The sequence below is a fragment of the Streptomyces herbicida genome, from assembly GCF_032656585.1.
GTDB lineage: Bacteria > Actinomycetota > Actinomycetes > Streptomycetales > Streptomycetaceae > Streptomyces > Streptomyces herbicida.
Window position 1 is genome coordinate 292,998 of the sequence record NZ_JAUYWJ010000006.1, and the last position, 14,239, is coordinate 307,236.

Annotated in this window: 12 protein-coding genes and 1 pseudogene; 8 read left to right on the plus strand and 5 right to left on the minus strand. The window is 70.0% G+C overall.

Annotation, left to right across the window (positions count from 1 at the left end; genetic code table 11):
* Positions 1-768: 768 nt before the first annotated feature.
* Positions 769-1,770, minus strand: a complete 1,002-nt coding sequence (locus Q8A52_RS15710; protein ID WP_316752341.1) for a peptidoglycan-binding protein — start codon at positions 1,768-1,770, stop codon at positions 769-771.
* Positions 1,771-1,777: 7 nt separating this feature from the next.
* Positions 1,778-1,924: a hypothetical protein gene (locus Q8A52_RS15715; RefSeq protein WP_316752342.1), complete on the minus strand. Its 147-nt coding sequence runs from the start codon at positions 1,922-1,924 to the stop codon at positions 1,778-1,780.
* Positions 1,925-2,246: 322 nt separating this feature from the next.
* On the opposite strand from Q8A52_RS15715, the pseudogene Q8A52_RS15720 reads away from it, so the two are divergent.
* A pseudogene (locus Q8A52_RS15720) lies at positions 2,247-2,523 on the plus strand (helix-turn-helix domain-containing protein); the annotation flags it as partial.
* Positions 2,524-3,436: 913 nt separating this feature from the next.
* The gene (locus Q8A52_RS15725) at positions 3,437-4,111 is read left to right on the plus strand and encodes a hypothetical protein (protein ID WP_316752344.1); all 675 of its coding nucleotides are present in this window, start codon (positions 3,437-3,439) and stop codon (positions 4,109-4,111) included.
* A 97-nt stretch (positions 4,112-4,208) separates the two neighbouring features.
* On the opposite strand, the gene Q8A52_RS15730 is transcribed toward Q8A52_RS15725, so the two are convergent.
* Genes Q8A52_RS15730 through Q8A52_RS15740 form a run of 3 tightly spaced genes read right to left on the minus strand, consistent with a single transcriptional unit; the run spans position 4,209 to position 7,415 of the window.
* Positions 4,209-5,231 carry a TolB-like translocation protein gene (locus Q8A52_RS15730; protein WP_316752346.1) on the minus strand — a complete coding sequence of 341 codons (1,023 nt, stop codon included), beginning with the start codon at positions 5,229-5,231 and terminating at the stop codon, positions 4,209-4,211.
* 23 nt (positions 5,232-5,254) lie between these two features.
* Entirely contained in the window at positions 5,255-6,526 is a 1,272-nt protein-coding gene (locus Q8A52_RS15735) for an MFS transporter (protein ID WP_316752350.1), read from the minus strand.
* Positions 6,527-6,551: 25 nt separating this feature from the next.
* On the minus strand, positions 6,552-7,415 hold the full coding sequence (locus Q8A52_RS15740; RefSeq protein ID WP_316752353.1) for a glycosyltransferase: 864 nt from the start codon (positions 7,413-7,415) through the stop codon (positions 6,552-6,554).
* A 283-nt stretch (positions 7,416-7,698) separates the two neighbouring features.
* Here Q8A52_RS15740 and Q8A52_RS15745 point away from each other — a divergent pair, with 283 nt between their 5' ends.
* From Q8A52_RS15745 to Q8A52_RS15770, 6 genes are read left to right on the plus strand one after another with little or no spacing between them, the layout of a single operon-like run.
* A complete protein-coding gene (locus Q8A52_RS15745) occupies positions 7,699-9,138 on the plus strand; it encodes a sugar transferase (protein WP_316752354.1) in 1,440 nt (479 codons plus the stop codon).
* 23 nt (positions 9,139-9,161) lie between these two features.
* Complete coding sequence (locus Q8A52_RS15750) at positions 9,162-10,217, plus strand: Gfo/Idh/MocA family protein (RefSeq protein WP_316752356.1); 1,056 nt, start codon at positions 9,162-9,164, stop codon at positions 10,215-10,217.
* 30 nt (positions 10,218-10,247) lie between these two features.
* Complete coding sequence (locus Q8A52_RS15755) at positions 10,248-11,243, plus strand: NAD-dependent epimerase/dehydratase family protein (RefSeq protein WP_316752358.1); 996 nt, start codon at positions 10,248-10,250, stop codon at positions 11,241-11,243.
* Positions 11,240-12,379 carry a DegT/DnrJ/EryC1/StrS family aminotransferase gene (locus tag Q8A52_RS15760; protein ID WP_316752360.1) on the plus strand — a complete coding sequence of 380 codons (1,140 nt, stop codon included), beginning with the start codon at positions 11,240-11,242 and terminating at the stop codon, positions 12,377-12,379. The genes Q8A52_RS15755 and Q8A52_RS15760 overlap by 4 nt, the downstream gene beginning before the upstream one ends.
* The gene (locus tag Q8A52_RS15765; RefSeq protein ID WP_316752362.1) at positions 12,376-13,065 is read left to right on the plus strand and encodes an acetyltransferase; all 690 of its coding nucleotides are present in this window, start codon (positions 12,376-12,378) and stop codon (positions 13,063-13,065) included. The genes Q8A52_RS15760 and Q8A52_RS15765 overlap by 4 nt, the downstream gene beginning before the upstream one ends.
* A complete protein-coding gene (locus Q8A52_RS15770) occupies positions 13,062-14,180 on the plus strand; it encodes a DegT/DnrJ/EryC1/StrS family aminotransferase (RefSeq protein ID WP_316752363.1) in 1,119 nt (372 codons plus the stop codon). Before Q8A52_RS15765 ends, Q8A52_RS15770 begins: the two co-directional genes overlap by 4 nt.
* Positions 14,181-14,239 lie beyond the last annotated feature (59 nt).

The following is a 14,239-nucleotide window of genomic DNA, read 5'->3' on the forward strand; positions in this document are numbered from 1 at the left end:
CCCGCCACGCTCCGCGGACTCGGCCCGGCCGACGGCTGGCTCGCACGCCTCCGGGCCCACCGTCTGCTCCTGTCGGCTGACCATAGGGGCATCGAGTGCCCGCAGCATCCCGATGCTCAGCCGCCCGCGACGCCGGCCGAGATCGCCGACTTGGCGGATGCGGTTCCCGACATCGATCAGAAGGACGTGACGTACGCGTTGTGGTGGGTCGTCGCCTTCTACGAAAATCCGGACGCCATGTGGCAGTTGGCAGTATCCCCCAAACGATGGATCCGCCGCAGCGTGGCCCGCGCGCCGCGTCTGCCTGCGGATGTGGTGAGCCTCCTCGCCCGCGACGAGGACCGCGTCGTGCATCTCTTTCTCGTCGAATCCTGTGCCGATGCCCCGGCGGAGATGCTTCTCGATGTGTGGACGTGGTGGTTGGGGTTTTTTCGTTCCCCGGCCGCCCCCGCAACCACCCCAACTTTCCCCGGCACGAGCTGCTCCGCTTCGCGGACGACCCGCGGCCGCGCGTGCGTCTCCTCGCGCTCGACGATCCTGACTCGCCCGACGAACTGGTCGAGCGGTTCAGCCACGACCCCGACCCCGACGTGCGCGCCCGTGCTGCCGCCGATCCGCGTCTGTCCACCGCATCCGCTGTCCGGCGGCCGGAGACGCGGAGTACAGGGTCCACCAGCAGGCCCGGCGATACGCAGCCCCAACCCGGGGTGACGATATCGGCGCCCGACGGGCAAGCCGGACGCCGATGTCGCTGCCGTCGGTCAGCCGTTAGAAGGCGCCTGCGTTGAGGGCTTTCTGGAGCTGGCTGGTGGTGTTGGTGTCCCAGGTGTCCTGGGGCGTCAGGCCGAGGTGCTTGTTGAGGGCGGTGGTGGTGTCCGGGCCGGTGATGCCGTCGGCGGTCACGTGCAGGTAGGTCTGCAGAGCCTTGACGGTCAGCGGTCCGAAGGCGCCGTCGACCTCCAGTCCTGCGGACGTCTTGGTGTTCAGCACCCGCTGCAGGGCCGCGCATGTGGCCGGCCCGAACTGGCCGTCCACGTCGAGGAGTGCGGGTGCGGCGACCAGGGCCTTCGGCTTGATCACGCCGGTGCGGCCGGTAAGGGCGGCCTTCATGACGGCGGCGGTGTGCGGGCCGTACTCGCCGTCCACGGTGAGCTTGTGCTTGGCCTGGAAGGTGCGGACGGCCTTGTCGGTGGCGGGGCCGAACCGGCCGTCGACGGTGAGGCCGGCCTTCTGGACGGTGTTGAGGTTCTTCTGGAGTGTCTTGACGGAGTTACCGGTCGAGCCCAGGCGCAGGATGCCGTCGTGCGAGGGCATCGGGGCGGCGTTGTCGTAGGCGGGGCGGCCGTAGCCGACCACGCAGGCGCGACCCCGGACCCGGCGGCGGAACGCGTCGGAGGTGTTGCCCTCCAGGGTAGTGATGGTGCCGTTGGAGTGGACGGCCTCGACCAGGCCGACGTGCTTGATGGAGCTGATGGAGCGGCCGCCGGAGAAGTCGAAGAAGACGACGTCTCCGGGGCGGATGCCGCCGATGCCGTAGTGCCAGCGGCCCCGGTTCTGGAAGGCGCGGGCGTGTGCGGTGGTCAGGGCGAACTTGCCCATGACGGCCTTGAGGTTGTCGGAGTGGGCGGCCTCGTAGCTGATGGACATGTCGCACCACGGTCCGGAGAAGCCGTACCAGGAGGTGATGAGGTTGTGGTTCGAGCCGGGCGGGTGCTCGGTGGTGCCCAGCAGCTTGCGTGCGGCGGCGATCATTCCCTTTGCGGTTCCCATGGCGGTGTCAGAGCTCCATGTCGTCGGGGAGGGCGTCGAGGTCGGAGGTGACCTCGTGGTCGGGGTCCTGGCTGATGCCGGTCTGGTCGGGATCGACGTCGAAGATGCCCGCGCCGCCCTCCGGGTACGGCGGGACCTGCTCGTTCTCACTCATGAACGCTGACTCCTTCGGATGTCACTCGGGTGATGGACCGCCCCGCCTCTGGCCGGCCCGGCAGCACCACCTGCTCGTGGTGAAGCCGGCACCGGGAGGCGGGGCGACCGCCTTGCACCACCGAGTTCAGCGGGCCCGCAATTGAATGGGCAGCCGGTTCCGTCACCCTGATCAATGGCCGCGCCGCAGGTCACGGGCGCGGCGTTGCGGCTCTGACCAAAGACGGCGCTCTCGGGTTGCCTCCTGGCAGAGGTGTGCGTACGTCATCCGGCCCCGCGTCGTGTCTACCGGGGAGGCGGGCGGGCAGAGGGGTGAGGTGTCGATGGCGGGGCGTCCGGAGAGCCCACTGGATCCGAGCACGGGACCCGTGCAGCGGTTCGCGGCCGAGTTGCGCAAACTCCCGGGCGGAGGCCGGGAGTCCGACGTATTGGGTGATGGCGCAGCGGACGGGGCAGGGGGCAAGCACGCTCTCGCAGGCGGCGGCGGGGGAGCGGCTGCCGACCCTGCCGGTTGCCCTTGCTTGTGTGCGCGCTTGCGGTGGCGACATGGAGGAGTGGGAGGAACGGTGGCGACAGGCGGCAGCTGAGACAGCGGTCGACCCCGTCGTCCTTTGACATCACCCGTCAGAAACCGGACGAGACCCTGGGCAACGACTTCGTACTCGGCCCCGACCAGCACTCCCTCCTGCTCTACCGGTCCAGCGCGGACGTGTGGGAGCGGTGGGACCTGCGCACGGGACACCGGATCGCGCGCCACGGCGTTGCGCACTCCTCTTTCTGGGGCGCCCGTATGACGCGTCACACTCCATGGCCCTGCGGCCCGACGGCCGGCTTCTTGCGACCGCCTGTTCCGCGCTCGTCGCCCTCCCGTCCGGCCGTTCCGTCGTACGGCGACTGGGGAACGGGCCGTCCACCCTGCCGCAGTTCAGCCCCTCTGGCGACCGGCCGGCCGTCGGGTGACGACGCCGGCCACTGGGCTCCCCCTGCCGACCTCCGGGGACCGGATCCTTGCACTGTCCTTCACCCACGACGGCCGGGCCCTCCAGGTCGCGGGAGAGCACGTGTCACTGCGGATGTATCCCGTCGACCCGCAACGCATTGCCGCCAGGGTGTGCGAGCAGGCCGGCGGGTGACTTGCGCGAGAGCAGTGGCGGACGTACCCGACTGAGCTGCCTTACCGCAATGTGTGCTGAAGTCCGGGTCCGCCACCGTGTTTCACCACGCCTCACCGAGCGTGATCGGCCACGAGCCGAGATCCACTGTCGTATCAGAACACAGCGGTGGTAGGCCACCTTTGTCGACCGGGGAGAGTGGCTCGTCATCGCAGGAGGCGAAGAGGATCTGCCGATCATTTATGGGCAGAAGGTCGTTCACGGCTGGGATTTCGTCAACTGGTGGTGTAGATAAGTCAGTTGTTGCGTCTGTTGGATCGCAACAGGCGGTGATCGCGGTAACTGCTCAGCCGTTTGCCTGCGATCGCCGACCCCCCTCATGCACAGCGAAAGGCACATGTATGGCGAACAACCGCATGATGCGCTACGGCGGACGGATGCTGGCGCTCTCGGCGGCCGCCCTGGGCATGGTCGCGGCGATAGCCGCCCCGGCCTCGGCCGATGACCAGCCCACCCGGGCACAGCTCATAGCCGACTGCGACTCGGGTGCGGGCAAGTGCACCTTCAATGAACCCCAGTTGGGCGAGGCGTACCTCGGAGATTTCCACCGGGTCTCCGACTCGCTCTACAACTGCAGCACCTCGCCTGCCACCCAGTCGATGACCTGGTCCGACACGGTCGGTTCCACGGATTCGGCGGGCGTGTCCGTGACCGTCGGCGGCAAGATCGCCGACATCATCGATGTCAGTGTGACGGCGACCTACAGCCACACCTGGTCGAGCTCGCACTCGGAGACCAGCTCCGTCAACATGACGGTGAAACCCGGTGAAGTCGGCTGGATCGCCCGTGCTCAGGTGATGCAGACGGTCTCCGGAACCTGGCAGACCCACTACGACGACCGGAAGTGGGGCCACTACTTCTGGTTCGTCCCCGACGTCGTCACGGGGCCTGCCCCGAACGGGACGGACGGGCAGAGCAACGCGGTGGTCGTCAAGTCCCGGAAGATGACGGCCAAGGAGAAGCAGTCCTGCTCCAGCCGCTCCGGTAGGGCCAGGACGTTCGTCGTCCAAGGCTGATCCACCGATCGCGCGCCCGGCTGCCTCGCGTTCCGTACACCCGCGGGGCAGTCGGGGCAGCTCAGCGGGCGGTAGCAGGCGGTGAGCCGATCCCGGTCTACAACGGCGCCGGAGAAGATGCACCCGCGATCAGCACGCGAGGAGTCCCCGTGCCGTCGGCGGGCACGCTCCACAGATCGCTGCTGCCGACCTTGCCATTGGCGGGGAGGGCATAGGCGACGGTGTGGTTGCCGAGCCAGGTGGCCTGATCGTCGACGCTGTGGCGTTCGGCCAGCGCCGTCTCTTTGAGAGTCCTCAGGTCGAGGACGTACTCGTGCCAGAGGGCGGTACCGGACAGGACCCGCTTCTTGAAGGCGACACGGGTACCGTCGGGCGAGAGCGAGGGACACTCCACGTTCTGGACGAGTGTGGTGACCGTATGCCGGGAGAGTGAACCGCGCACCAGGTAGGTGTGGTTGGCGGTGTTGAGGGTGGCGTAAAAAGTGTCGTCGTCGGACGCGAAGGTGACACCCCAGAAGTTGATGTCCGAGGCGTGGTAGCGCTTGCCGTCCTTGACGATGGAGAACGTCTCGAGGCTGGGAGTCAGCCGCATCGTGCGGGTGTCCAGAATCGAGGTCCGGGTGGAGAAGAAGGCGGACGAGTAGGACTCGCCGGAGACGAAGACGGTCCAGGCGGCGAAGCGGCCGCTGGGCGAGACACGGGCCCGGCTGGGGGTGCCCGCGAGTGGGAAGGTGCGCAGGGTGCGGAGGCTGGCGTCCAGGATCAGGGCGCGGTTGCTCTGCTTGAGGACCCCGGTGACGGACTGGAGGCAGACGCCCGTGCCGGCCGCCGCGTAGAAGCGCGCGCACTTCAGGTTCGAGGCGATCCGGGCGCCCTTGGGGTCGCTGGACGGGACCGAGGCGACCGCGGTGCGGTGCGGGCCGGCGGCCGCGTTGAGGAAGGCCAGGCGGCCTTTCTGGCCGAGCGTCAACGTGCCCGAGCTGACGGCGGGGCCGCCCGGCTGCGGCTGGTTCGCCCGATCCGCGCGGGCGGCGGCGTGCAGGACCACTCCGGTCCCCAGCCCTGCGAGGAGCAGCACCGCCGTGACGAGTATGAGAAGGCGGCGGCGCAGCGGTGTCATTCGGATCCTTGTGGCTGTGGTGGTCATCGGGTTTCTTTCGTCGGCCGCAACACCATGCCGGCTACGGCCGCGCAGCACAGGAGGCCGACCGCTGCACCGGCCAGCGCCGGGCCGTCTCCCCAGGTCGTCCAGGCGGCGCCGAAGGCCAGCGAGCAGCAGAACCGAGCCAATGCCTGGCTGGTGCCGACGATGGCGAGGCCACTGGCGCGCAGCTGCTCGGGCACGAGGCCGGCGAGGGCGGCGGGGAGCACGCCGTCGGTGGCCGCGTAGAAGGTGCCGTGCAGGGCGAGTACGAGACAGGGAAGAGCCGGCGTGGCCGGGGCCCACAGCAGGAGGGCGTAGCCGGTGAGCAGTCCTGCGTGTCCGGCGAGGAACATCGTGTGCCGCCCGACCCGGTCGGCCAGCGTGCCGACGGGCACGGCCAGCAGCAGGAACACTGCGGCGGTGCCGAGCGGCAGCAGCGGGAACCACTCCTCGCCGATGCCCACGCGCCGCTGCAGGAGCAGGTAGACGAAGGCGTCGCTGACCGTGGTCAGGCCGAGCAGCGCGGCACAGACCGCGAGCGCCCGCAGACGCGGCAGGCGCAGCAGTGCCAGCGCTTCGCGTACGCGGACGGGCTGTTTGCCGTCCGGTGTACCTGCCTCGTCCGTCGGCGCGCCTTGGCGTCTGCCGGGTACGAACAGCACGAGTACGAGCACGCCGAGCACGGCGACGCAGGCGCTCACGCCGAACACGGCGTCGTAGCCGTCGGCGGCCGCACGCAGGATGAGGAAGGCCGCCAGCGGGCCCAGCATCGCGCCGGTGGTGTCCATCGCGCGGTGCACGCCGAAGGACCGGCCCTGGCTCTCGGGCGGCGTGGACAGGGAGATCATCGCGTCGCGCGGAGCGGTGCGCAGGCCCTTGCCGGTCCGGTCCAGGGCGAGGACCGTGCCGAGCGTGCCGAGGCTGCCCGCGAGCAGGAGCAGTGGCTTGCACAGCGCGGAGAGGCCGTAGCCGAGTCCGGCCATCAGCTTGTGGTTGCGCACCCGGTCGGCGAGGTGGCCGCCGGTCAGCTGGACCAGCGCGCTGACGCCGTTGTAGACGCCGTCGAGGGTGCCGAATCCCAGTGGGCTGAAGCCGAGGGTGGTGACGAGGTAGAGCGGCAGGACGGCGGTGACCATCTCCGAGGAGATGTCGGTGATCAGGCTGACCGTGCCCAGCACGAGCACCACCGGGGCGACCTTGGGCCGCAGGCCGCGTCTTCGGCCCGGCTCGGTGTCGGCCGCCGGTGGCGCGGAGCGGTCGGTGAGATACATGATCAAGGCTCCAGGTGCGGTGCGATCAGTTCTGCCGGCTGCTCTCGTCCCGTAGCCAGGTGCCGAAGTCCTGTGCCCGGATGGCTTTCTTGGCCCCCCGCCGGGCGACGACCGCCGCCGCGACGAAGACGATGACAGCGAGGAAGAGCTTCGGTTCCCCGCGGAGCAGAGCTTTGAGATCTGCCGTGCTGGTGCGTGCCGAGGCTTCTTCGGGGCTCTGATGCCGTTCGACCTGGGCGGTGGACACCGCGGCCCGGATCCGCCGTTTGATCAAATCCGGCCATGTGCGCGGCGGGTGGACCACGACTCGGGCCGAGTCGACCACGAGCCGCTCCTCCGGACCGAAGGCCAGGGATGCGGCCAGGTCGTCCGCCATGAGCGGCGGCAGCTCGGCGATCCGGGCGTGCCCGGCCTTGGAGACCGCGATGACCCCTCGGCCGAACAGGCCCGCGCGTACGGCGGGCAGTCGCTGCCACACCTGGTAGTAGGCCCGGACCCGCCATGCGCAGGCGTCCAGCGGGATCTGCCGTTCGGGGGCGGTGGCGAGGACACCCGAGGTGTCGTCGTTCAGAGGCGCGGTCAACGCCCGTATGTCGGCGCCCGCGATCACGACGTCGGCGTCCACATAGACGCGGGGGAAGCCACGCGCGTGATCGTCTCCCGTCCGCAGGGCGGTGTGCTTGGAGGGGACCGGGATCTCGACCACCCGCACGCGCGGGCCACGCGCGGCCGCGATCCGCGCGGTGTCGTCCGTGCAGCCATTGCATACGACCACGATGTCGGTCTCGACCTTGGAGGAATCGTCCTCGGAGGTATCGGCCAGCAGCGAATCGAGGAGCCGGCCGATGACTCGCGCCTCGTTGTGGGCCGGTATCACGATGCTCGTCACCTGGGCAGTATGCCGCCGGTGTCGCTATTGCGATGTGTGTTTCGTCCAACTGTTCCCGCGGCTGCTTCCCGTGGTCTAGATTGAGGTTCGCCGGACCGGTTTGGGTGGGGAACTGGTCTTGACTGCTTGTCACGGTTCGGCTTGTTGAGAGTATTTGAACAGTCAGTAACCAGCATGCTGGGGGCATGAGGCGGTTGGGGACCGCTGAAGCACCCTCGCTTTCCGGTGCCGCTGAATGATGGGCACTTCGGTCAGGGGTAGCCGCGCATGTGGTGGGGGGAGCATGACCATTGAGGTCACGCATGAGCAACTGGTTGTGGAGCGCAGAAGTCCGGAAGCGCGCCGAAGACGTTGGGAACACAAGTACCGGATAGTCCTGCTGGTCGCGGACGGTTTAGTGGCCGCTGCCGCAGCTTTCTTGGTCCACGCGGCCTATGGCCGCTGGGCGGTGGCCCTGGCGCTGCCCCCGACGTGGATCGCCGCCATGCTCGCCCATCGCTCCTACGACCGCAGCGCTCTGGGCATGGGGACCGAGGAGTACCGACGGGTGCTTCGGGGCGGTGTCGCACTGCCGGCGCTGGCCGCGTGTGCGTACTACCTGTTCACGCATGACTCGGGCCTCCTCCATGACATGACCATGGCTGCGGTGCCGGCCACCGCGATCGCCTTGCCGGTCCGGTACACGCTGCGCCGCCGACTGCACAGACGATGGGCACGGAGCCGGGACCGGAGCGCGACGCTTCTGGTCGGGCCGTCGCGCGGCATCATGGAGCTGGTCGCCGTGCTGCAGCGGGGCGGCGTACAGGAGCTTCAGGTGGCCGGAGTGTGCCTGAGCGATCCGGAAAACGCCAGGGACATCCGCAAGTTGGGACTCCCCGTCCTCGGCGGCGTCGGCGACATGAACGACGTGGTCCGGGCCCTGGGCATCAGCACCGTGGTGGTGCTGCCGGCACCCGAGTACGACGCCTCCGTCCTGCGCCGGATGTCCTGGACGGCAGCCGTGCAGGGTGTCGACTTCCTGCTGGCGCCCGTGCTGGCCGACGTGTCCGCCTCCCGGCTGGCGGTACGGCCCACCAACGGGGTGCCGTTGGTGCGGATACAGGCGCCGAACCTCTCCCGGGTCTCCCGGCTGCCCAAGGAACTGCTGGATCGTTCCTTCGCCGGGGCGCTCCTGGTCCTCCTCGCCCTGCCCATGCTGCTGATGGCCCTGATCGTCCGGCTGGACAGCTCCGGGCCCGCGCTGTTCAGACAGCAGCGGGTGGGCCGGTACGGCGACCACTTCACCATGCTCAAGTTCCGCACGATGCGGCAGGACTCGGAGGCCCTGAGGGCGGAGCTGGAGCACCTCAACCAGAACAGCGACGGCCTGCTGTTCAAGGTGAAGGGAGACCCGCGGATCACCCGGGTCGGCTCGTTTCTGCGCCGCAGCTCGCTGGACGAACTGCCACAGCTCATCAACGTGGTCAAGGGCCATATGTCGCTCGTCGGCCCCCGCCCGCCGCTGCCCGAAGAGGTGGAGGCGTACACGCCGGACATCAAGCGCCGGTTGCTCGTGAAGCCCGGCCTCACCGGGCTGTGGCAGGTCAGCGGCCGCTCCGACCTGCCCTGGGACGAGGCGGTCCGGCTCGATCTCGGATACGTCGACAACTGGTCGATGGGCCTGGACCTGTCGATCCTGCTGCGCACCGGGTCCGCCGTGGTGCGAGGAACGGGGGCGTACTGATGGACCAAGGGAAGAGGAGCCAAGTGACGCAGACCACGGAGCCGTTGGGGGTCGCCGTCGTCGGGGCCGGCTACTGGGGACCCAACCTCGTACGCAACTTCCAGGCCAGCGAGCGGTTCCGGCTGCGCTGGCTGTGCGACCTCGACGTGGACCGGGCCCACCGGGTCCTCGGAGGCTACTCGACGGTCGAGGCGACCTCGGACTACGCGGCCGTACTGGCCGACCCCTCCGTGGCCGCCGTCGCCGTGGCCACGCCCGCCGGAACCCACCTCGACATCGCCCTGGCCGCCCTGCGCGCCGGCAAGCACGTCCTCGTGGAGAAGCCGCTCGCGGCGACCTACGCCGACGGGATGCGGCTGGTGACCGAGGCGGAGGAGCGCGGGCTCACCCTGATGTGCGACCACACCTACTGCTACACGCCCGCCGTGGGCCGCATCCGGGAACTGGTCCGCTCCGGCGAACTCGGGGAGATCCACTTCGTCGACTCGGTTCGCATCAATCTCGGGCTCGTCCAGAAGGACATCGACGTCATGTGGGACCTGGCCCCGCACGATCTGTCGATCCTGGACTTCATCCTCCCCGACAACGTCGAGCCGGTCGCCGTCGCCGCCCACGGGGCCGACCCGATCGGCGCGGGACAGGCCTGTGTGGCCTATCTGACGCTTCAGCTCAACACGGGCGCCATCGCCCACGTGCACGTCAACTGGCTTTCCCCGACCAAGGTTCGGACGACCATGGTGGGCGGCGCCAAACGCACCCTGATCTGGGACGACCTGAACCCCGTCCAGCGGGTGGCGATCTACGACCGGGGCGTGGACCTGGCCGCGCCGCAGGAGATCGGCGCGGACGAGCGCAGGGAGATGCTCGTCTCGTACCGCTCCGGGGACATGGTCGCCCCGGCGATCGGTGAGAAGGAAGCGCTGCGCAGCATGGTCGAGGAGTTCGCCGACGCGATCAAGGAGCGGCGGGCGCCACTCACCGACGGCCGGGCGGGCCTGCGGGTGCTGGACATTCTTGAGGCGGCGTCCCGGAGTCTGGAATTCCGGGGCGCGGTCGTCGGCCTGCGTGCCGGGCGTTGACGGTCTTATTTCACCGAGAGGGCAAGGCAGTTGAGCAGCGTACGAGGCAAGAAGATCCTGGTCACCGGGGGAGCGGGCACCATCGGCTCCAACCTTGTCGACCTCCTGGCCGAGGGTGGCGCCCGCGAGATCGTGGTGCTGGACAACTTCGTGCGCGGGCGGCGGGCCAACCTCGCCCGGGCCCTGCCCAGCGGCGTCGTGGAGGTCGTCGAGGGCGACATCCGGGACGCCGCCACCGTACGGAAGGTCACCGAGGGCGCCGACCTGGTGTTCCACCTCGCCGCGATACGCATCACCCAGTGCGCGGAGGAACCCCGGCTCGCCAACGAAGTCCTGGTCGACGGCACCTTCAACGTCCTGGAGGCGGCGGCCGAGGCCGGGGTGGGCAAGGTGATCGCCTCGTCCTCGGCGTCCGTCTACGGCATGGCCGAGGCCTTCCCGACGACCGAACGCCATCACCCGTACAACAACGACACGTTCTACGGCGCGGCGAAGGCCTTCAACGAGGGCATGCTGCGCAGTTTCCACGCCATGTACGGACTGGACTACGTGGCACTGCGCTACTTCAACGTCTACGGCCCCCGGATGGACATCCACGGCCTCTACACCGAAGTGCTCATCCGCTGGATGGAGCGCATCGAGGCGGGCGAGCCGCCGCTGATTCTCGGCGACGGCACGCAGACCATGGACTTCGTCGACGTCCGTGACATCGCCCGGGCCAATGTGCTGGCCGCCGAGTCGGATCTCACCGACGAGGTGTTCAACATCGCCAACGGTGCGGAGACTTCGCTGCTCGAGCTCGCCCAGGGCCTGCTGGAGGCGATGGGCGCATCGGACCTGGAGCCGGTGCACGGGCCCGCCCGCACGGTGAACGGTGTGAGCCGGCGGCTCGCGGACGTCACACAGGCCGCCGAACGGCTCGGCTTCACCGCGCAGATCGACCTGCGCACGGGATTGCGGGACCTGGTGGAGTGGTGGCGTGCAGAGCGCGCCGCCGACGCCGCCGCCGGGGAGGCCTCGCGATGAGCGCGGATCGCATCCCCGTGATGATCCCCTGGCTGGGCGAGGAGGAGGCCAGGGCCGCCTCCGACGCGGTGCTGTCCGGGTGGGTCGCCCAGGGGCCCCGGGTCGCCGCCTTCGAGCGGGACTTCGCGGAGCGGGTGGGCGCCGAGCACGGTATCGCGGTCAGCTCATGCACCACCGCCCTGCACCTGTCGCTCGTCGCGCTCGGACTGGGGCCCGGCGACGAGGTCGTGGTGCCCTCGCTGTCATTCATCGCCACCGCCAACGCCGTGCGCTACGTCGGGGCCGAGCCCGTGTTCGCGGACGTCGACCTCGCCACCGGCAACCTGACCGCGGCCACCGTGGACGCGGTCCGCACCCCGCGTACCAAGGCCGTCCTCGTCGTCCATCAAGGTGGCGTACCGGCCGATGTGCACGCCCTGCGTGCCGCCTGCGCCGACTGGGACCTTCCCCTGGTCGAGGACGCGGCCTGCGCCATCGGCTCGACCGTCGGCGGCAAGTCCGTGGGGCACGGCGCGCTGATCGCCGCCTGGTCCTTCCACCCCCGCAAGGTCGTCACCACCGGCGAGGGCGGCATGGTCACCACCGACGACGCCCAGTGGGCGGCACGTCTGCGCCGGCTGCGGGAGCACGGGATGAACGTCTCGGCGGCGGAGCGCCATGCAAGCAACAAGCCGGTCCTGGAGAGCTACCTCGAGGTCGGCTACAACTACCGGATGACGGACGTCCAGGCCGCGATCGGCCTGGTCCAGCTCCAGAAACTCGACGCGATGATCGTCCGCCGCCGCGAGCTGGCGGCACGGTACGACGCACTGCTGCAGGGCGTCCCCGGCCTCACCCCCGTACGCGACCCCGCGCACGGGCAGAGCAACTTCCAGTCCTACTGGGTGCTTTTGGCCGAGGACTTCCCCGTCGGCCGGGACGACCTGCTCGGCGCGCTCGCCGAGGCCGGCGTCTCCGCCCGGCGCGGGATCATGGCCTCGCACCTCGAACCCGCCTACCAGGGCCACCCCTGCGCGCCGCTGCCGGTCACCGAGCGAATCAGCGGGGCCTCGCTGATCCTGCCGTTGTTCCACACGATGACCGAGGCCCAGCAGGACCGCGTCGTGGCCGCGCTGCACGAACAGGCCCGAAGATGAGCGGGCTCCTGATCATCGGCGCGGGCGGCTTCGCCCGGGAGACCGCACAGGCCGTACGGGACGCGGGCGGCATCGAGCTGCTCGGGCACCTGGACGACAACGCGGCCCTGCACGGCACCGAGGTGGACGGTGTGCCCGTGCTCGGCGATTGTGACCTGGTCCACGAGCTGCCCGACGCCCGGGTGGTGATCTGCGTGGGCAACCCCGGGGACTACGCCGCCCGCGCCCGTCTGGTCCGCAGGCTCGACCTGCCCGCGGACCGCTACGCCACCGTGATCCACCCGACGGCGGCGGTGTCGGCGACCTCGCGGATCGGTCCCGGCTCGGTCCTGCTCGCACATTGCGTCCTGACCGCCGCCGTGCGGGTGGGCGCGCATGTCGCGGTGATGCCGCATGTCGTCCTCACCCATGACGACGTGGTCGAGGACTTCGCCACGATCGCCTCCGGCGCCCGCCTGGGCGGGGGCGCACGACTGGAGCGGGGCGCTTATCTGGGCTCGGGGGCCCTGGTCAGGGAAGGCACGACGGTCGGCGCCTGGTCGCTGATCGGCATGGGGAGCACCGTGCTCGGCGATGTGCCGCCGGGCGAGGTCTGGGCGGGGAGTCCGGCACGGCGGCTGCGCGAGGCGGCTGCCCCGGCACTTGACGAACTTGCGACGCGAACAATGGGGGGACCCGTCACATGAACCAGATTCCGCTGGTGGACCTCAAGGCGGCGCACGAGGAAGTCGCCGACGACGTACGGGCCGGATTCGAACGAGTCCTGGCCCACACCGCGTTCATCGGAGGCGACGAGGTCCGCCGGTTCGAGCGCGAGTACGCGGACTTCGGCGGTGTCGCGCACTGCGTGGGCGTGGCCAACGGCACCGACGCCGTCGAACTCGCCCTGCGCGCCGGCGGAATCGGGCCCGGTGACGAGGTCGTCGTGCCCGCCAACACCTTCATCGCCACCGCGGGCGCGGTGGCCAGAACCGGCGCGCGACCGGTCCTGGCGGACTGCCTGCCCGACACCTACCTGCTCGACCCCCAGGCCGCGCTGGACGCGGTCGGCCAGGCCACCCGCGCGGTCGTACCCGTGCACCTCTACGGACAGCTGGCCGACGTGCCGGAGCTGACCGGCCGGCTTCCCGACCGCGTACGGGTCGTCGAGGACGCCGCGCAGTGCCAGGGCGCCAGCCGTGACGGCCGTTCGCCGGGCAGCGGCGGGATCGCGGCCACCAGCTTCTACCCGGGCAAGAACCTGGGAGCATACGGCGACGCGGGCGCGGTACTGACCGACGACGAGGAACTGGCCGGTCTGGTGCGCGCGATCGCGAACCACGGCGGCGTCGCCAAGTACCGCCACGACGTACCCGGCTTCAACAGCCGTCTGGACGGCCTGCAGGCGGTCGTCCTGCGAGCGAAGCTGGCGCGGCTGGCCGACGGCAACGCTGCCCGGCGGGCGGCCGCGGGCCGCTACGACGCGCTGCTCGCCGACCTGGCGGCCGCCGGCCGGGTCGTGCTCCCGACCACCGCGCCGGGCAGCGTCCACGTCTGGCACCTGTACGTCGTCCAGGTCGTCGGGGCGGACCGCGACCACATCGTGGGCAAGCTCAACGCCGAGGGCATCGGTGCGGGCGTGCACTATCCCGCCCCGGTCCACCTCACACCCGCGTACCGCCATCTGGGCCACTCCCGCGGCGACTTCCCGAACGCCGAGAAGGCGGCGGAACGGATCCTGTCGCTGCCGCTCTACCCGCAGATCACCCCCGACCAGCAGCAGCGCGTCGTGGACACGCTCGCCGACGCACTCGGCGGCTGATCGGCCCCAGTTTCACGCTCGACCCCGGCCGTCACGGACCGGTCCTGCACAGCACCGCT